We start from the raw sequence: 26,162 nt of genomic DNA on the forward strand, positions 1-26,162 counted from the left end.
CCCCAGCGCAAGTGCGCCGCATTGCTGTGGCCGGCATTCGGGTTGCTTGCAAAAGCGATGAACAACCACTCTCACAGCCGCTCGCGCCACCTGAAAAAAAATCAGATTTATCTGATATACAAACGCAAAAAACGCGTCATACCTTAAAACCGTTCAGCCAAGGCCCTATCCCGCCATCGGACTCGAAGTCATGGAGATAAGCATGCTAAAGGACGGCCATGAGTGCGCTCCCCCCCTGCCTGAGTTCCTGCTTGAAGCTCAGGCTCTACTGGCTAAATCGGAAGATTGCCTGAGCCATCTGCACTTGATCAGGAATGACGAAGAAGCGATCAACTGCCTGCTCGCCAGCCTGTTGTGCCTGGCCCAGACGGCAGCACGCCATTCCATCAGCCCGCTGGCCGAATTCGCCTTGCACATTCATGGCGTGTTGAAACGTACAGCACATCCAGTGGACCTCAACGATCCGATCCTCGACGCCTTGAAAAGCTGCCTGACCCTGATGGCCTGGCAACTGGAATTGATCGACCCGCACAACGGCCAACTCAATCTGGATGACAGCGAACAGGCCCTGCTGATCAACGAACTGACCGATCAAGTGGCGCAAAACTGTACCTGCGCTTATCCATCCTGCACCCATTGAAGTTGCACTTGTGCCGCTGGCTGGCAGATAAAACCCGCAGTTACAATAGCCAACCCGAAATATCAGTAGAACTTCAGGCTCAGGGTCAACTATCTGGTCGTTATTGAGTATTTCATACCCAAGAGCGACATTATCGATTCAACAACTCCAACTAGCGCCAGCCCCGGGACTTACTGTTCAGAGCCCTGTATGGGCCCGCAACATCGCCCACATCCCGCGCTTTCATTACCCCTCCCGAAGTCCATGGAGGAAATGGAACAAACGTGCAGCAGATCCATATTCCTGACTTTCAGGACATATATAACTGTGCGTATAAACGCGACCAACGGTATCTTCGGTGGTATTATGTCGCCCATAAACGGACACAGTAATGGCACTTTGATTCCAATGTCGGCAGTCACTACTCGGCTTGTACAAGACAAACAGACAACGTTGATTGAAACCCAGTATTCAAATAACACCGTTTCTCAAACAAGCCTCGTCATCCACTTCTGACAAGGCTCTCGCAGCGAACATTCATTGGCTCCATCCGCTATGTACGCCAGCCTCAAGTCACTCTTCTCTTGGCCCCTCTCTCTAGATCATCTGCGCTGGCTCAGCCTGTTGCTGTGTTCCTGCTCGACCTTGGGCAACGCACTGATCTATTGCCTGGACCGGCCCTTGCCGCTGATCTTGCTGCTGCTCAATATCGCGGCCCTGACCTGTATCTGGGTGCAATACGGCTATTCGCGAAAGTCCATCCGTTTCCAGCCCCAGGAGCTCGCCGAACGCCTGCTAGAGGTCAAGGAAAATGAGCGACACCGCCTCAGCCGTGAACTGCACGATGACATCGGCCAGTTGCTGACAGCGGCAAAACTGCAGACCGATTGGCTCAAGCGTCGCCTGCCGGACGACCTGCAGGACTCCTGCGCGGTGCTCGGCACCACTCTGGAAGAGACCCTGGCCAAAGTGCGTGACGTGTCCGCAATCCTCAATCCCCGGCAGTTGGCCAGCCTGGGACTGGAGGCCAGCCTGCGCGCCCACCTGCTCAAGACCCTGGAAAACACCTCGGTGCACTGGAGCCTGGAATGCCGCCAGCGCCTGTCGGGAATCCCGGAAGAGATGGCCGTCGCAGCGTTCCGCATCACCCAGGAAGCGGTCACCAACATGCTGCGCCACGCCCAGGCGAAAAACCTGTTGGTACGAATACAGCGACTGCCGGAAGGTCTTTCGCTGTTCATCAGCGATGATGGCCAGGGGTTCGCCCCGGCCAGCGATCCCGGCGCCCTGGGCCAGCGCGGCATGGCCGGGATGCAGGAACGAATCAGCCAGTTGGGTGGCCTGTTGCAGGTCACCAGCGAGCTCGACCAAGGCACCCAGATCGAAGCACTCTTTCCCTGGGCCCCTCGCACCCTGGAGCGGGCCAGCACGAATAAGGTTTCACATTGACCTGTAATTTACTCTTGGTGGATGACCACTCGCTTATCAGGGCTGGCGTGCGTGCCCTGGTCATGGACATTCCCGGATACGCGGTGATCGGTGAAGCCGATGACGGCGCGCAACTGCTGGAAATGGTCGAGAAACTGCATCCGGACATCGTCCTGCTGGACCTGTCGATGAAACGCATCGGCGGCCTGGACGCCCTGCGCCGGCTCAAGGCAATGCGGCCCCAGAGCAAAGTCCTGATTCTGTCGATGCATACCGATCCCTCCCTGATCATGCAGGCCCTGGAATCCGGCGCCCACGGCTATTTGCTCAAGGACACCACCGCCACCGAACTCGAACACGCCCTGGAAGCCTTGCGCAACAACGAACGCTACCTGAGTCCGGCCATTGCTCACACCGTGATCAACCAGGCGCTGACCCGAGCCCAGAAGCACCAGCCCCAGCCTGCGGAAAACCACAACCTGACGGCTCGCCAGCTGGAAATACTGCGGCTGATCGTGCGGGGCAAGTCCACCCGGGAGATCGCTCTGGGCCTGGGTTTGAGCATCAAGACCGTGGAAACCCATCGCTCGCAGATCATGAAACGCCTGCAGATCTTCGACGTCGCCGGGCTGGTGCTGTTCGCCGTGCGCGAGCGCATCATCAGCCTCGACGACTGACTCAGCGAGCGGCGCCGAGCAACGGCGAATCCGCCGGCAAATGCACCTGTAAAGCCGCAGGACGTGCGGTAAACCGCAAAGTGTCGCCCTGCAGCGGTTCGCCATCAAGATTGATGTCCAGGCCTCTTGAGGCCTTGATCTCGACCCAGGGCAGACGCGCGCGGACAAACATATTGTCGATCCCCAGGCCACCGGCCAGCAGACTCTTCAGAGTGCCCACCAGCTCCTGAGGCGCCGGCAGAATGCTGATATCCAGCAAGCCGTCGTCGGCCATGGCTCCCGGGCAAAGCTCGTGCCCGCCTCCCGCCTGCCGGCCGTTGCCGATGCCCAGGGCCAGCAATTCACCACGCCAATGGAAATCCGGCCCCTGCAATTCGCCATAAGCCGCACTCAACTCGGCAAAACGCGACAGCCCGGTGAACAGATAAGCGGCACCGCCAAGGACTTTCTTCAAGTCTTCAGAGGTGTTGGCAGTGACCTGGCTACCAAAGCCGCCGGTGGCCATATTGAGGAAAATCTGCCCGCCAACCTCCCCCAGGTCGATCGTCCGGGCCGGGACGTCCAGCAGCTCCAAGGCCGCCGCCGGGTCAAGGGGAACACCGGCAGCCCGGGCAAAGTCATTGGCCGTGCCCAATGGCAGCAGCGCCAGACTGGCCTGGGTCGACGCTTTGGCCAGGGCCTCGGCGATATCGCGCAGCGTACCGTCGCCGCCTCCGGCGATCAGCCGGGTATGCCCGGCGTCCAGCGCCTCGCTCACCAGACGCTGGGCATCTCCCGCCTCCCAGGTCAGACGCACCGAAACCTCCCAGCCGGCAGCACGCTTGGCCTCAACCGCAGCGCGCACCTCATCGTTGAGGGCCTGCTTGCCGTGCAGTATCAACAGTGCCTTGCGCTCATTCATCAACCATGACTCCGGTTATGGGTTCCTTGAGGGATGTTGACCTCGGGCACAGCGAAATAAGTCTGTCCCATCGATTATTTTTTTGCCCAAGCCAGCCTGGCTCGTACCTCACCACTCATGACCCAGATTAGCCTGCCAACGAGGAAAATCTTTCATAGCTAGTACGCCGAGTCGCTCTTCGACAACCGGCTGCGCTTGCAACTGATCCTGTGCAATCTGCCGCTGCCGGGCTGGCGCCGGTCAATAACTACCGTGACGAGCCTCATACCCTGGAAAAAATCGAAAAACGTGTCGAATTCGACCTGGAATACATCGAAAATTGGTCAGCCTGGCTTGAACTGCACATCCTGCTCCGCACCATTGCGTCCGTCATCATGATCCACGAGGCCTTCTAAATGAGCCCGCTCATTCCCTGCATCATTGCTGGCGGCGCCGGCACCCGCCTGTGGCCGGTGTCCCGTGAGGCGCTGCCTGGAACAGAGCCACCACAGGCAAGGCCAACGCGAAGTACAAGTGGAGCTGGACCGCGACAGCTTCGCCCTGGCGCCGGACATCTCGATGGAGCGCTCGAAGGAGGTCGCCGTGGAGCGATATCGGCTCCTGGCAGGCAGTGCGCGAGCTGAGCCCGGCGGACGTACACGGCAACCAATGCAACGGCGAGACCGTGCTGCATGATGTCCGCAACTGCTACATCGATTCACGCCAGCGCCTGGTGGGCGGTATCGGCCTGGACAACCTGATCATCATCGACACCCCGGACGCCCTGCTGATCGCCGACGGCAAGCGCAGCCAGGAGGTCAAACTGATCGCCCAGGAGCTCAAGCGCCTGGGCCACGACGCCTACCGCCTGCACCGCACCGTGAACCGCCCCTGGGGCACCTATACCGTGCTTGAGGAAGGACCGCGCTTCAAGATCAAGCGTATCGAGGTCAAACCCGGCGCCTCGCTGTCGCTGCAAAGGCACCACCACCGCAGTGAGCACTGGATCGTGGTCAGCGGCATGGCCCGGGTGACCAACGGAGAAGACGAGTTTCTGCTCGACACCAATGAGTCGACCTTTATCAAGCCCGGTCGCCCTCATCGACTGAGCAATCCCGGGGTGATCGATCTGGTAATAATCGAAGTGCAAAGCGGGGAGTACTTGGGCGAAGACGACATCGTGCGCTTCAACGACATTTATGGCCGAGCTCCCGCCACCCCCGGTAACACCTGAAACAGCGTTGGCCCCGTGAATCTGCCACAACGGCAAGTGACGACGCTGCTCGTCAGGCAACTCGCCCGATAAATAAACCCAGGCCCACGGGTCGGGCAGTCTCAGTACAGGCGCCTGAAAAGAGACGTAGGACTCAAAGTGAATTTTCTGACCGAAGAATGAGATTTGCCTGAATTGACCCTGCGGAGCCAATCAGTGACTGTGCATGCCAGGCGCTGACGCCTCATACAAGGAAGTGCACCGTCATGAACGACAAGGGGTTTTATCCACAAGGGCATTCAACGCTCAATCGCATCAACGACAGCTCCTGGCTGGCGGCTCCTACACTTCGGGAGTTCGATCTGCCACTCTCGTCAGAAGCACATCCGCCTCATTCCAGGCCGCTATCGATAATCAAGCGCCTGGCCTGGTTGACATTTGCGGCCTCGGTAATGGCAGGGCTGGTGACCTGGGGTTTCCACAGCCGTTTCGGACTGCTGCTGTTATTGCTGCTGCGCTGAAGCAAGGCACGGACCCGGCGCCTAACCGGGCCCGTGGCCGATCAATCCAGCACTTCAATCCAGCACTTCACTCAAAGGAATGAAATTGACCACGTCACCTTCCTCCAGGGTCCGACCTTCCAGCACCTCTACCAGACCTTCCGCCCAGGCAGCGCTGCGCAGTACGCCAGAGCTCTGATTGCGATAGATGATCGCTCGCCCATTCTCCAGGCGGCCGCGCAAGTATTCGCGACGATTGCCGGGCCGGGGCCAGACAAAGCCTGCCGGCACCTGGAAGCTCAATGGTTGCACCTGCTGCACGCCCTGGCGCCGCAGTAGATAAGGCCGCGCCAGCAGGGCGAAAGTCACCAGGGTCGATGCCGGATTGCCCGGCAGGCCAATCACCGGTACCCCACGAAAATGTCCGAAGGTCAGGGGTTTGCCAGGCTTGATCGCCAGTTTCCACAGGGCCAGTTCACCGGCCTCCCGCAGGGCGATGCCGAGAAAGTCCGCCTCCCCCACCGAGACACCACCGGTGGAAAGAATCAGGTCCACATCCCCCAGCTCCGCCAGGCGCTGACGGGTCGCGGGAAGATCGTCGGGAAGGATTCCCGCATCCAGCACCTCAGAACCCAGGCGCTTCAACCAACTGCACAGCAGCACTCGATTGCTGTTGTAGATCTGCCCCGGACCAAGAGGCCGACCAGGCTCCACCAGTTCGTCGCCGGTGGACAACACCGCCACACGGACTCGACGCAGCACCTCAAGCTCGGCACATCCCAAGGACGCTGCCAGGCCCTGCTCGATGGGCCCCAAGCGCGTACCGGCAGCCAAGACCTGCTCGCCTATGGTGGTTTCCTGGCCCTGGGGACGGATGTTCTGGCCGACCTTCAATGGCTCGGTAAAACGTACGCGCTGATCATCCTGAACCTGGGTGTTTTCCTGCATCTCGACGCAATCCGCACCCGCCGGCACCGGAGCGCCAGTGAAGATCCGCGCACAGGTTCCCGGCTGCAAGGGCTCGGGGGACTGCCCGGCGAAAATCCGCTGGCTGACCGGCAAGGGCTCGCCCTTCCAGTCCTCCACGCGCAAGGCGTATCCATCCATGGCGCTGTTGGGCCAAGGCGGCAGATCCAGGCTGGATACCAGCGCCTCAGCCAGGACGCGGCCTTCAGTGGCTGCCAATGGCAGCCGTTCACGCTCGACAATGGGCGCTGCCTCGGCCATGGCCAACAGGCGCGCCAATGCCTGCTCCACCGGCATCAAGGCCCCCTGCTTGCCCGGCTTACCCACGGGATTCACAAAGTGCCGCCTGTTTCAGGTGAGGGACGAAGTTGCACGGCCGATGCCGCGAATCCAACTGCTCGGCCAGTATTGCGTCCCAGCCGGTACGTACCGCATTGGTGGAACCCGGCAGGCAGCACACCAGGGTGCCATTGGCCAGCCCGGCCAAGGCACGGGACTGCACAGTGGAAGTACCTATATCCGCCACCGATATCTGCCGGAACAGCTCGCCAAAACCATCGACCTGCTTGTCCAGCAGGCAGGCCACAGCTTCCGGAGTACTGTCGCGACCAGTAAAACCGGTGCCGCCGGTGATCAACACCACCTGCACCACGTCATCGGCGATCCAGGTAGCGACCTGGGCGCGGATCTTGTACAGATCGTCTTTGAGCAACACCCGCGCTGCCAGACGATGGCCCGCGGCGCCCAGGCGCTCGACGAAGACCTGGCCGGAGGTATCGGTTTCCAGGGTGCGGGTGTCACTGACGGTCAGCACCGCAATATTCAGGGGAGCAAAAGGTACATCAGCCTTGGCTTTCATAGGCTCGATCCAGAGGTAGGAGACACAGCCCGGTGTTATATCACAGCGCTTTGATCCGGCGCCGCTGCGGGGCCGACCTTCACCTTGCCCCGGACTGCCAGCACACGCAGTCCAGCCGTCGAGAAAGCCAGACCGCGGACAAACAGGCGCTGTGAGCTAAGCTGCAGCCGCCAACGCCTGCGATCCGCCCGGCAACGTGACAGAATGTCCCTGGCCAAGGAACTTGCAGACGTTGTATACGTCTGAAGACCAGCACTCAAAAGTACTCATTTCGGAGACACACAATGACTCAACGGACCCTCGCCACTCTCATGCTCGCACTGGGCCTGGCCACTCTCGCCGGTTGCGCTTCGCCGACAGTGATCACCCTGAATGACGGTCGCGAAATCCAGGCCGTCGATACCCCTGAATACGACAAGGATTCCGGCTTCTACGAGTTTGAACAGCTGGACGGCAAACAGACTCGCATCAACAAGGATCAGGTTCGTACCGTCAAGGAGCTGTAAGCCCGGCGGTGGTTGCTCTGATGTAATAAAACCCGCCTGTTGCGGGTTTTATTGTTTCTGCGAGACGGTTTTTCACCACTGCAGGCTGATACGGCTTTCGAACTCGCGCTCCTGCCCAGTCAGCGGATCGATGAAGCGCAGGCCCTGAGCCAGCAGCTTCAGTGGATTGTCATAGTCATCCTCGGCGTCCTTGAGCACCTCGGGGTAGAACGGGTCATTGCAGATCGCCGCTCCAAGGGCACTCATGTGTACCCGCAACTGATGCTTCTTGCCTGTCACCGGGTACAAGGCATAGCGCCACAGATCGCAGTGCCTTTCCCTGACGTCGATGGCGGTTTCGGTATTGCTCGCCCCCTCGCCTTCCTGCATGCGGAAGAAGGGCTCCCCGTCCACCAATCGGCTTTTGTGCACCAGGGGGAAATTCAGGTGTGGCAAGGCACCGGCAATGGCTTCATAGCGTTTCTCGATCTGCCGGGTAGGGAACAATGCCTGATAGGCCGAACGACTGCCGGGATGGGCAGAAAACAGCACCAGCCCTGCCGTATGCCGGTCAATGCGATGCAGGGGCACCAGATTCGGGTTGTCCAGGCGGCGGATAAGGCGACGCAGCAAAGTCTGCTCGACGTACTCGCCCGCAGGGGTGACCGGCAGAAAATGCGGTTTGTCCGCCACCACCAGATGCTCGTCGGCATAGAGGATGGTCTCCTGCACCGGGATCACCTTCTCATCCGGCACCTCGCGAAAATAATGAATCCGCAAGCCTTCGCGATAGGCCAGGTCCAAACTGATGGGCTGGCCCTGCCCGTCCAGCACTCGGCCGCGGGCGATACGATCCAGCCATTGTTCACGACTGATGGCCTTGAAGTGATCACACAGGCAATCCAGCACCGTCGGCCAGGAGCCAGGGGGCAGATACAAGGTACTGGCCTGATGCTGTGCAGCGTAAAAGCTCGCGGTGGACATACAAAAGCTCGAAAGATCAATGCAAGGCGGCATTATCCAACAGCGCCCCTCAGGAACCTAGAAGCAGTTTGCCCGACCTCAGGCACACGAGTGCTTGGCCTGGGCCTCTGCCTCGGTGAACTCCTTGAGCCAGCGCAGCACATCCACAGCCTCCCAGCGACCTGGATCATAGAGGGCATAGAGCAGCCCCTGATAACCCACCACATCCAGCTGCCGGTGGTAACCCGCTCGCTGGAACAGGGCTTCGATCTCGGCAAAGCAGGTATTGAAGTGCAGCTTGTTGAAGGGTGTCTTGCCCTCGGTGACCAACCCATCCAGGCGTAACTCAAGCACCGCCTCACGGAGCACATCGGTGGACATGCTGTTCACGCTGTTTTTCAGTTGTTCGACATTGACCATCATTTATTCCTTTAACCGTTTGAAGCGTCCGCCATATCCATCAGGGCTGCTTGCGTCCCACATAACTGACCACCCACAACACCACGCCCCAGATCTCGATCGAGCCCAGGTCATCCAGCACCAGGGAAGGGATTGAAGGGCGCGCCGCCTTGAGCAAAAGACCGCCACGAGGATCGGGAGCCAGCAGGCGCAGCGAGTATTCATGGGCGCCTTGGGGACGTACCACCAGGTACTGATCCACCACCGGATTGGCTGAGCGATCGACGATCAGCCGGTCCCCGGGGTAGATGCCGAACCCCAGCAGGTTGTCGTCGTCCACCAACAGGCCGTGGATCTGGGGAGACCCCAGACCCAGGGTCCGATCCAGGGAAAAGCCGCTACCGGTGGGCTCATTGGCAACGGCAGCGCAGCCGCTGTCACCCAGTTCCAGAAAACAGGTTGGCAACGGCTGTGAGCGTTCGGTACCGGTCAGGAAAGTGAGAGACATGGCGAGACTCCTCGATAGCTGTATATGCATACAGTAAACCAATCGACAGATCTCGCCAATGAATTCCGACCATGGGCGACAGGCGGAAGCTCCGATGTTGCAAGCCAAGTGTCAGCGCAGGAACGCCACCACCTGCTCGGCGTCGAAGGGCCAGCCGAGCTCGGCGCCATTGTCCACCCGGCGCAACACCGGGATACGCAGGCCATAGCTTTCGAACAGTTCCTGACTCTCGGCGATGTCCACCAGCTCGACCATCAGGCCGTGCTCCACTAGCGGCATCAACTCGGCCTCGGCCAGTTCGCACAGGTGGCAACCAAGGGTGCCGAACAATTGGCATTCAGGGGGCATGACAGGGCAACCGTGTGAAGAACGGGTGCTTATTTTAGGCCCGAGCGCGAAAGCCGTCGACCCGCCTCTGTCCAGATATGCCGAGGCCCCATGCCCCTCTGCGGCCCTGCGCAGAGAATGCTCCGACAGGCGTACAGCACCTCGATAGACACCTTCTGAGCCTGGCCAAGGCTCGCGAATATGCGAAATTCTCAACAAAAAATGACATGAGTCAGAATTATTTACCGCCAACCGGGCGATCCTCGCGGCCTTTTTGCCTCTAGGCTTTGCCCTGCCCGCCCCCTTGTCCGGAGATGCCCGTTGTTTGCCAATCTGCTGATCATTCTCGCTTCATCACTGGTGGTCATTGCGCTGTTCCGGCGCCTGAGCCTGCCACCGGTCCTGGGCTATCTGTCGGTGGGGCTGATGGTCGGGCCCACCGCCCTGGACTGGGTCAATGACAGCGAGGACCTGCCGGACCTGGCGGAACTGGGGGTGGTCTTCCTGCTGTTTTCCCTGGGCCTGGAATTCTCCCTGTCGAAGATGCTCGCCCTGCGCCGCGTGGTGTTTGGCCTGGGCAGCCTGCAAGTGCTGTGCAGTGGCCTGATCCTCGGCGTGCTCCTGGCCTTGTTCGGTATGCCCCTGACCTCGGCGCTGATGCTCGGCACCGGCCTGGCCCTGTCGTCCACCGCCATCGTCAGCAAGGAGCTGACCAGCCTCGGCGAGATCTTCAGCAGCCACGGACAGAATGCCATCGGCGTGCTGCTGTTCCAGGACGTGGTGGCAGTGCTGTTGCTGACCCTGGTGCCGGTCTTCGCCGGCCACAGCGACCAGGCCTGGTACTGGGCCCTGCCTGTCACCCTGGGCAAGACCCTGGTGCTGTTCTTCGGCCTGCTGCTGGCCAGCCGCTGGCTGCTGCCCCGGCTGTTCCACGAAGTCGCCGCCTCCCACTCTGCCGAGCTGTTCGTATTGCTGGCCCTGGTGATTGTGCTGCTGACCGCCTGGCTCACCCACTTGCTGGGCCTGTCGCCGGCCCTGGGGGCCTTCCTTGCCGGCATGCTGCTGGGAGAAAGCCACTACCGGCACCAGATCGAAGCCGATATCCGTCCGTTCCGCGACATTCTCCTGGGGCTGTTCTTCGTCAGCATCGGCATGCTCATCGACCTGCAACTGTTCATCGACCACAGCCTGTTGATCCTCGGCCTGACCCTGGCCCTGCTACTGATCAAGGGCAGCGTGGTGGCGATCCTGCTCAAGCTGCGCGGCAGCGACGGCGAGACGGCCTGGCGCAGCGGCCTGGCCCTGGCCCAGGGTGGTGAGTTCTGCTTCGCCCTGATGGCGCAGATGCAACTGACCCAGATGATCCCGTCGCACTTGAGTGGCCTGCTGCTGGCCGCCACCTTCAGCTCCATGCTGCTGACCCCACTGTTGCTGCGCGCCGCGCCGGTGATCACCGCGCGTCTGCACCGCAAGCCCAACCAAACCGCGCAATTGGAGGAAATCAGCGCGCAGAACGCCGAACTGCAGGGCCATGTGGTGATCTGCGGCTATGGCCGGGTCGGCCAGTCCATCGGCCGCTTCCTGCGTCACGAGCAACTGCGATTCATCGCCCTGGACGATGATCCGGTGCGGGTCCAGGAGGCCTCGGCGGCAGAGAGCTGCGTGCATTACGGCGATTGCCGCCGTGGCGACCTGCTGGCCGCCGTGGGCCTGGAGCGGGCCCGCCTGCTGGTGATTGCCGTGGACAAGACCGACATTGCCCTGACGGTGCTCAAGGCCGCGCGGCGCCTGGATCGCAACGTGCCGATCCTGGTGCGGACCCGGGACGACAGCCAGCTGGCCGAACTCAAGGCCGCCGGTGCCAACGAAGTGGTACCCGAACTGCTGGAGTCGAGCCTGATGCTGGCTTCCCACGCCCTGATCATGCTTGGCCTGCCGGAGCAACGGGTACAACGCACCGTGGACGAGGTGCGTCACAGCCGCTACCGCCTGCTGCACGGCTTCTACCATGGGGCGCAAAGCAGCACCCAGGACAATCACGAGCCACCCGCAGTGCAGATGCACGCGGTCAACCTCGACGCCGACGCCCACGCCTGCAACCGACTGCTGCAAGAGCTGGGACTGGAAGCACTGGGCGTGGATGTGCAAGGCGTGCAACGCAATGGCAGCGAACTGCCGCTCAATCCGGCCCCGCGCCTGCGAGCCGGAGACCGGATACTGGTGTCCGGCTCGCAGGCCGCGATTGAGGCCTGCGAAGCACGCCTGCAGGGCGGTTGAGGCCGTCCCGCCCCGGCCCTGAGCAGTTCGCTGCCTGGGCCCGTGGCCCCTCAGTCCTGACTCACCGCACCGATCTTGTGCAGCGACAGGTCGGCGCCGTAATACTCCTGCTCCTGGGTCAGGCGCAGCCCGCAGACGGCCTTGATCAGGCCATACACGGCGAATCCGCCCAGCAGCGCCACCAGTACCCCAAGGCCGGTGCCAATCAACTGGCTGGCCAGGCTGACACCGCCCAACCCACCCAATGCACTCTGGCCGAAGATCCCGCAGGCAATCCCGCCCCACACACCGCACAGGCCATGCAGCGGCCAGACTCCGAGCACATCGTCGATCTTCCAGCGGCTCTGGGCGGCCATGAAGCACCAGACGAACAAGGCCCCGGCCATCGCTCCGGTGACCAAGGCGCCCACCGGATGCATCAGGTCGGAGCCGGCGCAGATCGCCACCAACCCGGCCAGCGGCCCGTTGTGCAGGAAGCCCGGGTCGTTGCGCCCGACGATCAACGCCGCCACGGTGCCGCCGACCATGGCCATCAGCGAGTTCACCGCCACCAGCCCGCTCACCCCTTGCAGGGTCTGGGCGCTCATCACGTTGAAGCCGAACCAGCCGACAATCAGGATCCACGAGCCCAACGCCAGGAAGGGAATGCTCGACGGCGCGAACGCCACCAGCTTGCCGTCGCGGTAACGGCCGTTGCGCGGCCCCAGCAACAGCACCGCCGCCAGCGCCAGCCAGCCGCCCATGGCATGCACCACCACCGACCCGGCAAAATCATGGAAGCCGGCGCCAAAACGCTGCTGCAACCAGGCTTGCACCCCGAAGTTGCCGTTCCACACCAGCCCCTCGAAGAATGGATAGACGAACGCCACGATCAGCACCGTGGCGCACAATTGCGGTACAAAACGCGCACGCTCGGCGATGCCGCCGGAGATAATCGCCGGAATCGCTGCGGCGAAGGTCAGCAGGAAAAAGAACTTCACCAGACCGTAGCCGTGGTCGGCACTGATCACCGCCGCCGGTTGCAGGAAGCTCACGCCGTAGGAGATCCAATAGCCTATAAAGAAATAGGCCAGGGTCGAGACGGCGAAGTCGCTGAGGATTTTCGACAGGGCATTGACCTGGTTCTTCTGCCGGACCGTGCCCACTTCGAGGAAGGCAAAACCGGCGTGCATGGCCAGGACCATGACCGCCCCGATCAGAATGAACAGGGTGTTGGAACCGTGGACCAGGGTGTCCACAGCGCTTTGCAGATTTTCCATGGAGTAGGCAGATCCGAAATCGGCCATCATCTCCCCGGCTTCACGGCCGGCCTTGCACCAAATTGGCTCCGGGACACGCCATCACGCGTAATCGGTGAACCGTTTTGGCGCGCCAGGGGCCGCACGCGAAACCACGGGAAGGAGATTGACCTGAGGTTGTGATTTTTTGGCCAGGGTTTACGCGGGCTGCAGCGCCACCCTTGCTCGTTTTCGGCGCAAGCCTCACGCCTTGCGCACCAGGACAAAGCAAAAGCTGTACCAGACAATTACAGTGAACCTTCACTCGGGGCTCACACTCATAGCTCACACACGCAATCAACGGAGAAACAACCATGGCCAGCAAAACGGCGAAGACGGCTCAAGAAGTACTGATGGCGGATTTTCAGGCACTGGTCAGTGACACGGAGCGTCTGCTGGAACACACCGCGACCCTGGCCGGCGACCAGGCCGATGAACTGCGCGAGCAGATCCACGACAGCCTGCTCAAGGCCCGGGAAACCCTGCAACTGACCGAGGACTCCCTGCGCCAGCGTGGCCAGGCTGCAGTCACGGCTGCTGAAGACTATGTACAGAGCAACCCTTGGCAGTCCGTCGGGATTGCTGCCGGCGTCGGCTTTCTCATCGGCCTGCTGGCGACGCGGCGCTGATATGGCTATCGGCGAATCCACTTCGTCCGGCAGCGGTCCAAGCGCGTCCTCGCGGCGCCTGGGGGCCGCTGTCCTGGGCCTGTTGCACAGCCACGTCGAATTGTTCGGCATCGAGTTACAGGAACAGAAAGCCCGCACCGTCAGCCTGCTGCTGTTCGCCGGCCTGGCCCTGGTGTTTGCCCTGCTGTTGCTGGTGGGGTTATCGGCGCTGGTGCTGATCCTGCTGTGGGACAGCTATCGCCTGGCCGGGATCATCGGCCTGTGCGTGTTCTATACCCTGGCGGCAGTGTTCTGCGGCCTGCGCCTGAAGTCGGCGATCTTTGATGAATCTTCGCCCTTCCACGCCACGCTCGAAGAGCTGGCCAATGATCGGGAGCGCCTGCTGCCATGAAGTTGCCGGACATTCCGCAGAACACCTCACGCCGGGAAATGCGCAAGGTACTGATCCGCCTGCGCATGGAAATGCACCGCCAGGAAATCCGTCACGAGTCCCAGCAATTGCTGCAACCCCTGCAACGGGTTCGCGGCCTTGGGCAAAGCTGGCAGGAAGGCTTTGGCATCAAGCACGCCCCACTCTGGGGCGTGGCGGCGGTGACCCTGCTGGGGTTCATCACCGGCAAGGGTGCCAAGAGCGGCGGCACCAGCAGCCTCACCCGCCTGATACGCCTGGGCACTAGCCTGTTGCCACTGATCAGACTGGCGCTGCAAGGCGCCTCGCGCAAACCCTGAGCGAGCATCGGCAAGCGCCTGCAACAGGCAACGGCTGATCTGGCTGCATTCTTGCTAAGCAACCCGGATCGGCCCCTTTACCAAGGGGTCGACCCAGGGTGGGTGAAAACGCCGTATTGCTGAACGCGGCAATGTTCACCCAGCCTGGACGCCTGTCTGTCTACCCGACAGCCACAGCCCCCCTACCAACAAGACTCTATAAGGAGGCCCTGTGATCGACGGGCAACCGCTCGCCTGCTTCCAGCCATTCATCGATACCGCTACCGGGCGCATTGCCGGAGTCGAAGCTCTGGGCCGCCTGCGCCAGGGCAATGGGCAACTGGCGTCGGTGGGGCCGCTGTTCGCCGATCCCCGCACCCCTTCCAGCGCCTTGCGCCGTCTTGATCGCCTGGTCCGCGACGATGCCTTGCGCCGCCTGCACGAAGCCCCGGCGGACTGGTTCCTGAGCCTGAACATTTCCCCACGCTGGATCAGTCGATTGCGGCCAGGACAGCCGCTGCCCAGCCTCAAGCAGTTGCAGCAAAACGAGGTCGATCCGCGGCGCATCGTCTTCGAGATCACCGAGCTGGGGGGCAACAGCCAGCGCCTGACCGAGGTGGTGGCGCGCTATCGCCAGGCGGGGGCGCGAATCGCCATCGACGATTTCGGCGCCGGCTACTCGCAACTGGACCGGGTGCTGGCGCTGCAACCGGACATCCTCAAGCTCGACATGCGCCTGTTCCAGGCCGCAGCCCGGGGCGGGCCCAGCAGCGATGTGGTCAAGGCCCTGGCACAAATGGCGGAAAAAACCGGCTGCTGGATCATCGCCGAAGGGGTGGAAACCGAGGCCGAACTGGATTTCGCCCTGGAGTGCGGCTCGCGTTACGTACAGGGCTTCCTGTTTGCCCGGGCCGAGGAACAGCTGTTCGCCAGCGATGCCTTCGTCCAGCCCTTCGCCCGCCTGCGCGAGCGCTATGTGCGGCACAAGCTGGCCGAACGCAACCGCCTGATGCGCATGCGCCTGCAACTGGCAGAGCTGATGAATCTGTTGCAGGCCTGGGCCCAGGCTCAGGCTCCCATCAGCCAGCTGCCCGCCGTGGAGGCCTTTCCCTGGCTGCTGCGTTTCTACCAGTGCGACCGCCACGGCACACAACTGACGCCCAACCTGGAATGGCGCCATAACCGCTGGCAGGCCGACAGCAGCTATGTGGGCCACAACTGGTCCTGGCGCCCGTACTTCTATCACCTGCTGGCCGAAGGCTGGGAGGAGCGCCGCCTGACCCTGTCCAACACCTACCGCGACGCCACCAGCAACCAGTACTGCCTGACTGCCGGCCAGTTCTTCGACAACGGCCAGCGCCTGCTGCTGATCGATATCGACGCCGCCGGCCTGTAGCCCCGTCCCGTTTGCCGGCGAGCGCAGCGAGCGCGGCGAGCGCGGCGAGCGCGGCGACACGATGGGTGCACGGGCTGCGGGCCCTTTCGCCGGCAAGCCGGCTCTTAAAGGTGGGGCGCAGGCCACGCCATTTCCGCGTAGGAGCTGGCTTGCCAGCGAAGGCGTCGGCCCTATAGATGCACCAGCGCAGACCATGCGCCTCTTGCGGCCACGCCCAGGAACCCGGAAGCTCTGCCCTTCAGTTTTTTTTCGGAGAGACCCCGCCTTGGATTGGCAGACCCTGCTCAACCGCGAACGCCTCGGAAAGCCAGTGCACAGCCCGGAAGAACTCGGCCGTAGCCCTTTCCATAAAGACCATGACCGCATCATCTTCTCCGGCGCCTTCCGCCGCCTGGGGCGCAAGACCCAGGTGCACCCGGTGTCCAGCAACGACCATATCCACACTCGCCTGACCCACTCCCTGGAAGTCAGTTGCGTCGGTCGCTCCCTGGGCATGCGCGTCGGCGAGACCCTGCGCGGCGCCCTGCCCGACTGGTGCGACCCCAGCGACCTGGGGATGATCGTGCAGTCGGCCTGCCTGGCTCACGACATCGGCAACCCGCCCTTCGGCCATTCTGGCGAAGACGCCATCCGCCACTGGTTCCAGCAGGCCGCCGGGCGTGGCTGGCTGGACGCGATGAGCGAGGCCGAACGCCAGGACTTCCTCAATTTCGAAGGCAATGCCCAGGGTTTCCGGGTCCTGACCCAGCTTGAATATCACCAGTTCGATGGCGGCACCCGGCTGACCTACGCCACCCTCGGCACCTACCTCAAGTACCCCTGGACCGCGCGCCACGCCGATTCCCTGGGCTACAAGAAGCACAAGTTCGGCTGCTACCAGAGCGAATTGCCGCTGCTGGAACAGATCGCCCACAAGCTGGGCCTGCCGCAGTTGGAGGAACAGCGCTGGGCCCGGCATCCGCTGGTGTATCTGATGGAAGCGGCGGACGACATCTGCTACGCCCTGATCGACCTGGAAGACGGCCTGGAGATGGACCTTTTGGAGTACGCCGAAGTCGAGTCCCTGCTGTTGGGGCTGGTGGGCGACGACCTGCCGGAAACCTATCGCCAGCTGGGCCCGGGGGATTCGCGCCGGCGCCGCCTGGCGATCCTGCGGGGCAAGGCCATTGAGCACCTGACCAACGCCGCCGCCCGGGCCTTTGTCGAACAGCAGGACGCACTGCTGGCCGGCACCCTGCACGGCGATCTGGTGGAGCACATGCATGGCCCGGCCAAGCGTTGCGTGCTCAATGCCAAGGACGTGGCGCGGCGCAAGATCTTCCAGGACAAGCGCAAGACCCTGCACGAGATCGGCGCCTACACCACCCTGGAAATTCTCCTGAACTCGTTTTGCGGCGCGGCATTGGAGCAGCACGGCGGCAAGACCCCGTCGTTCAAGAACCGGCGGATTCTCGATCTGCTGGGCAATAACGCGCCGGACCCGAACTGGCCGCTGCATACCTCGTTCCTGCGCATGATCGATTTCATCGCCGGCATGACCGACAGCTACGCCAGTGAAATGGCCCGGGAAATGACCGGACGCTCAAGTCCGCAATGACCCTCGCTCATCAAGTGCCTGGCCGCTGCGCCAGGCACTTGATATGACCTGCAACATCCAATCGACAACTAAGGGATTCCCCTAGCCAGGCCGCCGCAACAGCAGCCGACAAACTCCGGATATACGCCAGTACAAGGGGAAAAACACTCGGCGCTACGGGCATTTCATTCAAGAGTCCGACTCTAAGGCATTCCCCGACCAACATGACTTCAATTAACGAACAACACGACTAGAGCAACTACTCAGGTAGAAAGAGCAACTAGCCGTAAACACTTGGTGTGCGGGGCGCAGATATTGCGCTGCTTTCACAAATTCGAACACCTGTTCTTGATTCAACCAAACATCCTACCTTTGCAGATTCTCACGAATTCCCTGAACCCCTTGCCAATCAAGGCCGCCAGGAATTTTTGTTAGCCTTCTATGCATTTACAATTTACGTACAAATCGAGTTTTTAGTTTCGGATAGTCTCGATTTCAACAAGATATTTCCCCGCTGACCGCCCTCGGAAAAATTAATTTCACACTGCGCTGTAACGTTTGCACTGCAACTCACTCAACCCTTTTGTCATACCTGATTTTAGATTGAAGCACCCGGCTCTCACTCAGGAATTGTCACTCGCGAGCACTTGAACATAGGCCCCCGATATAGCAATCGACGGCACCTCATATTCATCGTGCAGAACTTAAAGCGACGTCACTAGTTGAGCCTCAACGATCGGCTTTTCTGTTGTTCGTCACTTGGTCTTTTTACAGTAAGGATGCCAAGTGCCCTATTCATCACGCACCGACCGCTCCCTTCTTGCCCACTCCGGCAGCTGGTGCCTGGGACTGGTACTGGGTCTGAGTTGCCTGGCCCCGGCCTTGGCCGACGATCTGCAACCGGGTCAGGAAGCCCTGCGCCTGCAGCAGCAACAGCAACGGGACCTGCAACAGTTGCAACTGGAGCAGCGCCAGCGGCAGATGCAGCGCGGCAGCTTCAGCAGCACCCCGGCCACGCCCAACCTGCCGGAGCAGACAGCCAGCGACAGCCGCTGCTGGCCATTAAGCGGCACCCGCATCGGCGGCGTCAGCCTGTTCAGCAAAACCCGGCTCAATGACGCCATCAAGCCGTACGTGGCGCCGTGCATGGGGGTCAACCAGATCAACCAGCTGCTGGCCGCCATCACCCGTCTCTACGTCGAGGCCGGCTACATCGCCAGCCGCCCCTACCTGGCCAGCACTCCGGCCGCCGGGCACAGCCTGGATATCCTGGTGGAAGAAGGCTACGTCGAAGCCATCGAACTGGCCGACCAGAGCCTGCCAGTGTCCTTGGGCGGTGCTTTCCCGGGCATGCTCGGCAAGCCCCTGAACCTGCGGGACCTGGAGCAGGGCCTGGATCAACTGAACCGCCTGCGCTCCCTGGACCTGACCGCCGACATCGCCCCGGGCAGCCAGCCCGGCGCCTCGCGAATCATCCTGCGTTCGCGCAGCAGCGCCGCCCGTTGGGGCCTCGGGCTGGGTGTGGATAACCTCGGCAGCGCCGGCACCGGCCGCGACCGGCAGTCGATCAACCTCAATCTCGACAGCCCGTTGCAGATCAACGACGCGCTGAACCTAAACTACAGCGACACCCTCAACCACGGCCCGCGCTACAGCCGCAGCAGCAGCCTGTTCTACTCGGTGCCCTACGGTTACTGGACCTACAGCCTGTTCGCCAGCCACGCCGAATACCGCGCCCCGCTGAAGCTGGCCCGCACCACCCTGTACAACAGCGGCCGCACCGACATGGTCAGCGGCCGCGCCGACCGGGTGCTGTGGCGCGACCAGAGCCACCAGCTCAGCGCCAACCTGCAACTGGCCTACAAGGACGTGGACAGCTACCTGCAAAAGGCCCACCTGCAGATCCAGAGCCCGACCCTGACCGTGGCCGAGGCCGGGCTCAACCTGTTCTGGCTCAACAGCGCGGTATGGAACCTGGATGTCAATTACGCCCAGGGCCTGACCTGGTTCGGCGCCGACCGTGACTCGCAGCAGGTGCAACGCAACCTGCCCCAGGCGCAGTTCCGCAAGTACCGCGCCGGCCTCAGCCAGTGGCGCAACGGCCAGTGGGGCAACCAGCGCTGGCAGTGGCAGAGCCAACTCTCGGCCCAATACAGCCCGGACCCGCTGCCGGCCATCGAACAACTGCTGGGCACCGATGACTCGGCCGTGCGCGGCTACCGCGTCAACAGTGCCTCCGGCGCCATCGGCGCGGTGTGGCGCAACACGCTGCGTCTGCCGCTCAACAGCGACCTGCCGGTCAAGATCACCCCACGCCTGGGCCTGGACAACGGCTGGATCAAGGCCGAGCACGGCGCCCAGAGCCGCCATCTCGGCGGTGCCAGCCTGGGCCTCAACCTGGCCTGGAAAAACCTCCAGGTCGACTTGGATTACCAACGCAGCCTCAGCAACCCAGAGGGCTTTCGCACGGAACCGGAAGTCTGGCTGGCCAGGTTCAGCCTGCAGATTTGATCAACCGCCGATTAGCCTGAAACACCCGATGAACCTGAGCACAACGCGCCGTTGCACCCAAGAAAGCAACGCCCGGCTCACCCACTCAGCACGAGGTTCTCATGCCTGACAACACTCATAGATTCAACCTTTCACCCCAAGGCACATTGCGCTGGACCATCGCCGGCCTGCTGCTGGTGTCCCATCTGCCCCTGGCCCTGGCCGGCGGAATCACCGTGGTCGAAGGCCCCGGCGGCACCCCGCAACTGCAAAACCAGGGCGGCGTACCCATCGTCAACATCGTCGCGCCCAATGCCGGCGGCCTGTCCCACAACCAGTTCCTGGACTACAACGTCGGGCAACAAGGCGTGGTCTTGAACAACGCCCTGCAGGCCGGGCAGTCGCAACTGGCCGGACAACTGGCGGCCAACGCGCAACTCCAGGGCCAGGCGGCCAGCGTGATCCTCAACGAGGTGATCAGCCGCAACGCCTCGCAACTCAATGGCGCCCAGGAAATCTTCGGCCGCGCCGCCGACTTCGTGCTGGCCAACCCCAACGGCATCTCGGTCAATGGCGGCAGCTTCATCAACACCCCCAATGCCAGCCTGGTGGTGGGTCGCCCGGAACTCCAGGACGGCAAGCTGCAGGGGCTCAACACCCAGGACGCTAGGGGCCAGTTGGATATCCACGGCGGCGGTCTGCGCAATGCCGAAGGCTCGATCAACCTGATCGCCCCACGCATCGACAGCAAAGGCAGCCTCGCCGCCCGGGACCAGTTGAACGTGACCGTGGGCCGCAATCAGCTCGACTACCCCAGCGGCAAGGTGCTGAAGGTCGACCCGACCAGCCACACCCAGGACCAGCGCATCGATGCCAGCCTGTTCGGCGCCATGCAGGCCGGGCGGATCAACATCGTCAGCACCGCTGAAGGTGCCGGAGTCCGGGTGGGCGCCGTCCAGGTGGATGGCCGCGACGGGGTCAAGCTGAGCTCCGCCGGTGATCTGGACATCCGCGGCGAGGCCGTGGCCAACAGCCTCGACGCCACGCGCGCCGGTGTTCGCAGCCAGGGTGATATCGAACTCCACGGTGCCAAGGACCTGACCCTGGCCGCCACCGACGTCAGCGGCCGCAACGTCAAGCTCGATGCCGGGCGCAACCTGACCCTGAGCAGTATCGAAAGCCGCAAGCTCCAGGAAAAACGCCAACAGTGGGACAAGAGCACCATCGGCATCACCTGGGAGACCTACGACGCTACCCAGACCGATAGCGAAACACGCCAGCACGGTAACAAGGTGCTGGCCCAGCATGACGCCGAGCTGAAATCCGGCGCCAATACCCAGATCCAGGGCAGCAGCGTCGAAGCCGGTCATAACCTCAGCGCCCGCAGCGGCGGCGACCTACAACTGACTGCCGCCACCGAAACCCAGACCCAGCGCGACCAGGGCAAGCACCGCAAGCACCTGTGGAAGGAAAACTGGGACAACGCCAGCAGCCAGCAACGCAGCGTCACCAGCCAGCTCAAGAGCGGCAAGCAACTGCAACTCGACAGCCAGCAGAATCTGCGCCTTGAGGGCGCCGAACTGCACAGCCAGGGCGACATCCAACTGGCCGCCAAGGACGTCGACATCAACAGCGCCAGCCGCCGGCAAAGCCAAAGCAACCAGCATTACTCCGGTGACCTGGTGGGCGGTGGTTTCTTCGGCAAGAACGCCGACGGGGACCAGGGCAAGACCGAGAACCAGGGCAGCAAGGTCATCGCCGACGGCAAGCTGATCGTGCGCGCCGACAGCGTACGCATCAGCGGCAGCCAGGCCCGGGGCGGCACCCAGGCCAGCGTTATCAGCGACAAGGGTTCATTGACCATCGACGGCGTGCAGGACACCTCCCACCGCAACAGCCACAGCAAGGACAGCAAGTTCTTCGGCATCACCAAGGATGAGAGCCGTCAGCAGCACAAGGACAGCACCACCGTCAGCAGCCAGGTGCGCTCGGACAGCAACCTCAAGTTGCAAAGTGCCGAGGACCTGACCATCAGCGGTTCCCAGGTGGCCGCTGCGGGAGCACTGGACGCCAGCGCCAAGGGCACGATCAAGGTCGCGGCCGCCGCAGACACCCAACACGACAGCAGCAGCACCCAGAAGCGCGGCTTCGACGCCTACGCCAAGGAAAACGCCCCGGGCACCGGCCAGTACCGGGCCGGGGTGCGTTATCAGGATGAGCAGCGCAACGACAGCAGCGACAGCACCCGGCAACAGGCCTCCAGCCTCACTGGCGGCACCCTGGCGGTCACTGCCGGCGAGGACCTCAAGGTGCAAGGCAGCGACCTTGCGGCCACGGCCGGCGATGCCAGCCTGAGCGGCAAGAATGTGCAGTTGCTGGCTGCGGACAACAAAACCGAGAAGCACAGCGACAGCACCACCACCGGTGGCGGCTTCTACTACACCGGCGGCCTGGACCGCGCCGGCAATGGCCTGGAAGTGGCCCACACCAGCAGCCAGGACAGCAGCAGCAAGAGCACTGCCCAGACCAGCAACATCGCTGCCAGCGGCAACCTGACCATCAATGCCGGCAACCGCCTCACCACCGAAGGCGCCCAGGTCAAGGCCGGCGGTGCATTGCAGGTCAATGCAGCCGAGATCGACAACCAGGCCGCGCACAACCACGAAAGCAGCAGCCACAAGGAGAACAACTGGGCGGTGGATGTCGGCGCCAACGTCGAATACAAGGGCGTCACCCGCCCCATCGAAAAAGCCATCCAGGGCGTGGCCCAGCGTAAGTTCCACCAGCCTGGGGTACTCGATGCCCTGGAACAGCCCAATGTCGGGCTCGATGTGGATGTCAGCCACCAGAACCGCCAACGCAGCGAAAACGCCAGCACCGCCGTGGTCAGCCAGCTGAGCGGCGCCCAGGTCGCGGTCAAGGCCGATGGGCAACTCAAGGACCAGGGCACCCAGTACCGCGCCACCGACGGCGCCGTGCAGATCAGCGCCGGCAGCCTGGTGGCCAGTGCCGCCAGCGATACCCACAGCAGCAGCGAACAGGCCGTGGACGCCAAGGCCGGCGTACGGGTCTACACCAACACCGGTGAAGACCTGAACATCCGTGGCAGCGGTGCCGGTGGCAGCAGCAACGTCACCAGCAGCTCCGAGAAGGCCCAGGTCGGCAGCTACGCCGGCAGCCAGGGCGTGGACATCAAGGTCGGTGGCGATGCCAGCTTCGAAGGCAGCCAGTTCAATGGCGGTCTGGGCGGCGTCAACATCAAGACCGACGGCAAGCTGGCACTCAATCAGGCCAATGACCGCCAGAGCAGCAGCAACTCCAGCCTGCGCGGCGATGCCTCCCTGACCCTGGGCACCACTCCGGGTAGCAGCGGCACCAACCTCAACGTCGGCGCCGGCTTGCAACTGGATCACAAGAGCCTCGAGCAGCAGGACAGCCAGGCGCGGGTTGCCAGCATCCAGGGCCAGGGGCCGGTCAACCTCAAGAGTGCAAGCGACCTGACGCTGCAAGGCACACAGATCGGCAACGCCGCGCGGCCGGCCGGCGACATCACCCTGGACGCCGGCGGCAAGCTCGACCTGCAAGCCGCGGTGGACACCCACCACAGCCAGGGCAGCAACCTCGGTGGCGGCCTCACGGCCGGTGGCAGCAAGACCAGCAGCGAGCAAAGCAGCGGCAAGAGCGTCAACCTCAGCGCCAACTTCAACATCGGCCGGGTCAATGAAAACGACCAGAGCCAGCGCGGCGCCCAGCTCTACAGCCAGGGCCAGGTGCGACTGGGCAGCGCAGCCGAGGGCGACAGCGCCATTCACCTGCAGGGCACGCGCATCGACGCCGCCAAGGTGGTGCTGGATGCGGCCCAGGGCGGCATCTACCAGGAGTCGGCGCAATCCACCCAGGCCCACAACAACTGGGGCCTGACCCTGGGCGCCGGTGGCAGCATGGGCAAGACCACCCTGGCCGACGCCAGTGAGCACGACACGCCGAAAGTCGATCGTGGGATCAATGCCCGGGTCAAGATCGACGTCGATCAGCGCCAGAACACGACTCAGCACAACAGCCTGATCAAGGCCGATCAGGTGACCCTCAACAGTGCCGGTAACGTGCATCTGGCCGGCGCCAACATCGACGCGCAACGGCTCGACGGGGCCATAGGTGGCGACCTCAACATCGAAAGCCGTCAGGACCGGCTGCGTAACACCCAGGTCAATATCGACGCCAAGCTGGAAGTGGCGAAGAACCAGCCAGGGCTGGTGGACAAGCTGGCCAAGCCGGCCGGTCCGCTCAAGGACGACCTGAAGGCCAAGGCCGAGAAAGGTTTCGACAAACACCGCGAGAAGCTGGAAAACGCCGTCGACAAAGGGGTGGAAAAGGTCAGCTCGGCCAAGGACAGCGTGGTCGCCAAGGCCAGCGAAGCCAAGGAACGCCTGGGGGAGAAACTCAGCCGCAGCGGCAGCTACGACGTCAACCCTGAACCACGCGGCGCCATTGGCAACGGCGTGGACAAGGCCAAGAACTACCTGGCCGACAAGGCCGACGCCGTGGGCAATCGTCTCTCCAGCCTGAAAGAGCGCTTCTGGCCAAAAACCAGCGACAGCTATTCGGTCAGCGAGAAGAACACCGCCGGCAGCAAAGTGGCCAATACCGCTGAAGGCGTGCTGTTTGGCGACAAGAGCGGTAAGACCTCCTATACCCCGACCTTGAACCTGAACGTCAGCCACGAGAGCAAGAACCGCGTGGAACAGGCCTCGGGGATCAGTACCCAGCAGGGCGTCAACCTGCGGGTCGGCGGTGAAACCAATCTTACCGGTGCACGCATCGGGGCCAGCGAGGGCCGCGTCGAGCTGGGTGGATCCAAGGTCAACAGAACCGACCTGGCCGGCTCGGAACTGCGCGTGGACGTCGGCGCCAACCTGTCCAAGTCACCGGTCAACATTGCCACCGGCAGCGTGGCCGAATTGACCCGCAAACAGGATGACGCCACCCAGAAGGACCAGTTGTTCAACCTCGGCCCGCTGCGTGTCGGCGCCCACAGTGACAGCCAGCTGCTGCAAGCCGGTATCGATAAGAAAACACCATGAGGCTCAGGCCGCCCTCCTCCCGGGGGGCGGCCTGCGATGGCATTCGTCAGCCGACTTTTTACCGCCGTACCCGGCAGCCCGATGCAGGTCAATCCCGCTTTAACTTCCCTTCTGTGCCAACTGGCTGTAATACCTCCCCTTATTCGCTGTAGGACCCGTCTTAGATTGGGTTTTTCCACACTTTCACAGCTACTTCCATTCCATCAGCTGGGCTACTGTTCGAACTTCCATTTATCGGTAGGAGACCAGTATGGGCACAGTACTTATCGTTGATGATCACCCTGTCATACGCATGGCCATTCGTATTCTGCTGGAACACGAGGGTTATAGAGTCTTCGGGGAAACCGATAATGGAGTCGATGCCTTGCAAATGGTTCGTGAAGGCGAACCGGACCTGGTCATACTCGATATCTGCATCCCAAAACTCGACGGACTGGAGCTGCTGGAACGCTTGAGCAACATGCCCAGGCCCTTGCGAATCCTGGTCCTCACCGCTCAGTCGGCGGCCTTGTTCGCCAATCGCTGCATGCGCGCCGGGGCCAGCGGCTATGTCTGCAAACAGGAAGACCTGAGTGAATTGCTCAGCGCCATCAAGGCCATCTGCAGTGGCTACAACTACTTTCCCAGCCAGGCGCTGCAAGTTGATCGAAGTGCTCTTGGTGAAACTTTGGAGTTGGCGCAATTCAACTCGCTGAATGATCGGGAGTTAATGGTTCTGAAGCTTTTTGCAATGGGCCAAACCAATAAGGAAATTGCCACGGGCATGTTTCTCAGCAACAAGACTGTCAGTACTTACAAGAAGCGCATCATGCAAAAACTCGCCACCACCTCCATGAATGAACTGGTGGACATGGCCAAGCGCAATGAACTGATATGAAGCGCCAGCTCCTCTTGCCCTGGCCCC

At 62.2% G+C, this 26,162-nt stretch carries 23 protein-coding genes and 1 pseudogene; 16 read left to right on the forward strand and 8 right to left on the reverse strand.

Annotated elements, in window-relative coordinates; all coding sequences use genetic code 11:
* Positions 1–202: 202 nt before the first annotated feature.
* From PFZ56_RS26375 to PFZ56_RS26385, 3 genes are all read left to right on the forward strand, one after another.
* Complete coding sequence (locus PFZ56_RS26375; RefSeq protein WP_102860936.1) at positions 203–640, forward strand: hypothetical protein; 438 nt, start codon at positions 203–205, stop codon at positions 638–640.
* A gap of 534 nt (positions 641–1,174) precedes the next feature.
* On the forward strand, positions 1,175–2,068 hold the full coding sequence (locus PFZ56_RS26380; RefSeq protein ID WP_102880414.1) for a sensor histidine kinase: 894 nt from the start codon (positions 1,175–1,177) through the stop codon (positions 2,066–2,068).
* Entirely contained in the window at positions 2,065–2,724 is a 660-nt protein-coding gene (locus PFZ56_RS26385; protein WP_102880415.1) for a response regulator transcription factor, read from the forward strand. The genes PFZ56_RS26380 and PFZ56_RS26385 overlap by 4 nt, the downstream gene beginning before the upstream one ends.
* A gap of 1 nt (position 2,725) precedes the next feature.
* Here the strand turns inward: PFZ56_RS26385 and yegS are convergent, their stop codons facing one another.
* Positions 2,726–3,625, reverse strand: coding sequence for a lipid kinase YegS (gene yegS / locus PFZ56_RS26390; RefSeq protein WP_123394204.1), 900 nt, complete (start codon positions 3,623–3,625; stop codon positions 2,726–2,728).
* A 209-nt stretch (positions 3,626–3,834) separates the two neighbouring features.
* On the opposite strand from yegS, the gene PFZ56_RS26395 reads away from it, so the two are divergent.
* The 3 genes and pseudogenes from PFZ56_RS26395 to PFZ56_RS26405 all read left to right on the forward strand — a co-directional run bounded on the left by PFZ56_RS26395 (position 3,835) and on the right by PFZ56_RS26405 (position 5,338).
* Positions 3,835–4,020, forward strand: a complete 186-nt coding sequence (locus PFZ56_RS26395; RefSeq protein WP_170002728.1) for a sugar transferase — start codon at positions 3,835–3,837, stop codon at positions 4,018–4,020.
* 115 nt (positions 4,021–4,135) lie between these two features.
* Positions 4,136–4,838 (forward strand): annotated as a pseudogene (locus PFZ56_RS26400) (cupin domain-containing protein); the annotation flags it as partial.
* Between the two features lie 245 nt (positions 4,839–5,083).
* Entirely contained in the window at positions 5,084–5,338 is a 255-nt protein-coding gene (locus PFZ56_RS26405) for a hypothetical protein (RefSeq protein WP_110594540.1), read from the forward strand.
* A 54-nt stretch (positions 5,339–5,392) separates the two neighbouring features.
* Here PFZ56_RS26405 and glp read toward each other — a convergent pair whose 3' ends face one another.
* Together glp and moaB are read right to left on the reverse strand one after the other, a co-directional pair.
* Positions 5,393–6,619, reverse strand: coding sequence for a gephyrin-like molybdotransferase Glp (gene glp, locus PFZ56_RS26410; protein WP_170002730.1), 1,227 nt, complete (start codon positions 6,617–6,619; stop codon positions 5,393–5,395).
* The gene (moaB, locus tag PFZ56_RS26415) at positions 6,603–7,142 is read right to left on the reverse strand and encodes a molybdenum cofactor biosynthesis protein B (RefSeq protein ID WP_170002732.1); all 540 of its coding nucleotides are present in this window, start codon (positions 7,140–7,142) and stop codon (positions 6,603–6,605) included. The genes glp and moaB overlap by 17 nt, the downstream gene beginning before the upstream one ends.
* Before the next feature lie 284 nt (positions 7,143–7,426).
* Here moaB and PFZ56_RS26420 point away from each other — a divergent pair, with 284 nt between their 5' ends.
* The gene (locus PFZ56_RS26420) at positions 7,427–7,648 is read left to right on the forward strand and encodes a YgdI/YgdR family lipoprotein (RefSeq protein ID WP_102880419.1); all 222 of its coding nucleotides are present in this window, start codon (positions 7,427–7,429) and stop codon (positions 7,646–7,648) included.
* Positions 7,649–7,720: 72 nt separating this feature from the next.
* Here PFZ56_RS26420 and PFZ56_RS26425 read toward each other — a convergent pair whose 3' ends face one another.
* From PFZ56_RS26425 to PFZ56_RS26440, 4 genes are all read right to left on the reverse strand, one after another.
* Positions 7,721–8,611, reverse strand: coding sequence for a pseudouridine synthase (locus PFZ56_RS26425; RefSeq protein ID WP_170002734.1), 891 nt, complete (start codon positions 8,609–8,611; stop codon positions 7,721–7,723).
* Between the two features lie 78 nt (positions 8,612–8,689).
* Positions 8,690–9,010: a transcriptional regulator gene (locus PFZ56_RS26430; RefSeq protein ID WP_102880421.1), complete on the reverse strand. Its 321-nt coding sequence runs from the start codon at positions 9,008–9,010 to the stop codon at positions 8,690–8,692.
* A gap of 40 nt (positions 9,011–9,050) precedes the next feature.
* Positions 9,051–9,497 carry a S24 family peptidase gene (locus PFZ56_RS26435; protein ID WP_102860925.1) on the reverse strand — a complete coding sequence of 149 codons (447 nt, stop codon included), beginning with the start codon at positions 9,495–9,497 and terminating at the stop codon, positions 9,051–9,053.
* Between the two features lie 111 nt (positions 9,498–9,608).
* Positions 9,609–9,845 (reverse strand): glutaredoxin family protein, encoded by a 237-nt coding sequence (locus tag PFZ56_RS26440; protein ID WP_102860924.1) that lies wholly within the window; start codon positions 9,843–9,845, stop codon positions 9,609–9,611.
* A 300-nt stretch (positions 9,846–10,145) separates the two neighbouring features.
* Between PFZ56_RS26440 and PFZ56_RS26445 the strand changes: the two genes are divergently transcribed.
* Positions 10,146–12,101 carry a monovalent cation:proton antiporter family protein gene (locus tag PFZ56_RS26445; RefSeq protein ID WP_110653139.1) on the forward strand — a complete coding sequence of 652 codons (1,956 nt, stop codon included), beginning with the start codon at positions 10,146–10,148 and terminating at the stop codon, positions 12,099–12,101.
* Positions 12,102–12,151: 50 nt separating this feature from the next.
* Here the strand turns inward: PFZ56_RS26445 and PFZ56_RS26450 are convergent, their stop codons facing one another.
* Positions 12,152–13,360: an ammonium transporter gene (locus tag PFZ56_RS26450; protein WP_170002736.1), complete on the reverse strand. Its 1,209-nt coding sequence runs from the start codon at positions 13,358–13,360 to the stop codon at positions 12,152–12,154.
* Positions 13,361–13,692: 332 nt separating this feature from the next.
* Between PFZ56_RS26450 and PFZ56_RS26455 the strand changes: the two genes are divergently transcribed.
* From PFZ56_RS26455 to PFZ56_RS26490, 8 genes are all read left to right on the forward strand, one after another.
* Entirely contained in the window at positions 13,693–14,007 is a 315-nt protein-coding gene (locus PFZ56_RS26455; RefSeq protein WP_011062506.1) for a YqjD family protein, read from the forward strand.
* 1 nt (position 14,008) lies between these two features.
* Complete coding sequence (locus PFZ56_RS26460; RefSeq protein ID WP_102860922.1) at positions 14,009–14,398, forward strand: phage holin family protein; 390 nt, start codon at positions 14,009–14,011, stop codon at positions 14,396–14,398.
* Positions 14,395–14,736, forward strand: a complete 342-nt coding sequence (locus tag PFZ56_RS26465; RefSeq protein ID WP_102860921.1) for a hypothetical protein — start codon at positions 14,395–14,397, stop codon at positions 14,734–14,736. The genes PFZ56_RS26460 and PFZ56_RS26465 overlap by 4 nt, the downstream gene beginning before the upstream one ends.
* A gap of 211 nt (positions 14,737–14,947) precedes the next feature.
* The gene (locus PFZ56_RS26470; RefSeq protein ID WP_102880423.1) at positions 14,948–16,111 is read left to right on the forward strand and encodes an EAL domain-containing protein; all 1,164 of its coding nucleotides are present in this window, start codon (positions 14,948–14,950) and stop codon (positions 16,109–16,111) included.
* A gap of 265 nt (positions 16,112–16,376) precedes the next feature.
* Complete coding sequence (locus PFZ56_RS26475; RefSeq protein WP_102860919.1) at positions 16,377–17,708, forward strand: deoxyguanosinetriphosphate triphosphohydrolase; 1,332 nt, start codon at positions 16,377–16,379, stop codon at positions 17,706–17,708.
* A gap of 765 nt (positions 17,709–18,473) precedes the next feature.
* Entirely contained in the window at positions 18,474–20,198 is a 1,725-nt protein-coding gene (locus PFZ56_RS26480; protein WP_110653138.1) for a ShlB/FhaC/HecB family hemolysin secretion/activation protein, read from the forward strand.
* 101 nt (positions 20,199–20,299) lie between these two features.
* The gene (locus tag PFZ56_RS26485) at positions 20,300–25,258 is read left to right on the forward strand and encodes a hemagglutinin repeat-containing protein (RefSeq protein ID WP_394304519.1); all 4,959 of its coding nucleotides are present in this window, start codon (positions 20,300–20,302) and stop codon (positions 25,256–25,258) included.
* A 250-nt stretch (positions 25,259–25,508) separates the two neighbouring features.
* Positions 25,509–26,135 (forward strand): response regulator transcription factor, encoded by a 627-nt coding sequence (locus PFZ56_RS26490; protein ID WP_102860916.1) that lies wholly within the window; start codon positions 25,509–25,511, stop codon positions 26,133–26,135.
* The last annotated feature ends 27 nt before the right edge of the window (positions 26,136–26,162 follow it).

Source organism: Pseudomonas danubii, assembly GCF_042980055.1.
Classification (GTDB): domain Bacteria; phylum Pseudomonadota; class Gammaproteobacteria; order Pseudomonadales; family Pseudomonadaceae; genus Aquipseudomonas; species Aquipseudomonas danubii.

Coding starts and splice junctions, on each gene's coding strand:
- PFZ56_RS26375 (WP_102860936.1), top strand. CDS start 203: ATGCTAAAGGACGGCCATGAGTGCGCTCCCCCCCTGCCTGAGTTCCTG.
- PFZ56_RS26380 (WP_102880414.1), top strand. CDS start 1,175: ATGTACGCCAGCCTCAAGTCACTCTTCTCTTGGCCCCTCTCTCTAGAT.
- yegS (WP_123394204.1), bottom strand. CDS start 3,625: ATGAATGAGCGCAAGGCACTGTTGATACTGCACGGCAAGCAGGCCCTC.
- PFZ56_RS26405 (WP_110594540.1), top strand. CDS start 5,084: ATGAACGACAAGGGGTTTTATCCACAAGGGCATTCAACGCTCAATCGC.
- moaB (WP_170002732.1), bottom strand. CDS start 7,142: ATGAAAGCCAAGGCTGATGTACCTTTTGCTCCCCTGAATATTGCGGTG.
- PFZ56_RS26420 (WP_102880419.1), top strand. CDS start 7,427: ATGACTCAACGGACCCTCGCCACTCTCATGCTCGCACTGGGCCTGGCC.
- PFZ56_RS26425 (WP_170002734.1), bottom strand. CDS start 8,611: ATGTCCACCGCGAGCTTTTACGCTGCACAGCATCAGGCCAGTACCTTG.
- PFZ56_RS26430 (WP_102880421.1), bottom strand. CDS start 9,010: ATGGTCAATGTCGAACAACTGAAAAACAGCGTGAACAGCATGTCCACC.
- PFZ56_RS26435 (WP_102860925.1), bottom strand. CDS start 9,497: ATGTCTCTCACTTTCCTGACCGGTACCGAACGCTCACAGCCGTTGCCA.
- PFZ56_RS26440 (WP_102860924.1), bottom strand. CDS start 9,845: ATGCCCCCTGAATGCCAATTGTTCGGCACCCTTGGTTGCCACCTGTGC.
- PFZ56_RS26450 (WP_170002736.1), bottom strand. CDS start 13,360: ATGGAAAATCTGCAAAGCGCTGTGGACACCCTGGTCCACGGTTCCAAC.
- PFZ56_RS26455 (WP_011062506.1), top strand. CDS start 13,693: ATGGCCAGCAAAACGGCGAAGACGGCTCAAGAAGTACTGATGGCGGAT.
- PFZ56_RS26460 (WP_102860922.1), top strand. CDS start 14,009: ATGGCTATCGGCGAATCCACTTCGTCCGGCAGCGGTCCAAGCGCGTCC.
- PFZ56_RS26465 (WP_102860921.1), top strand. CDS start 14,395: ATGAAGTTGCCGGACATTCCGCAGAACACCTCACGCCGGGAAATGCGC.
- PFZ56_RS26485 (WP_394304519.1), top strand. CDS start 20,300: ATGCCTGACAACACTCATAGATTCAACCTTTCACCCCAAGGCACATTG.
- PFZ56_RS26490 (WP_102860916.1), top strand. CDS start 25,509: ATGGGCACAGTACTTATCGTTGATGATCACCCTGTCATACGCATGGCC.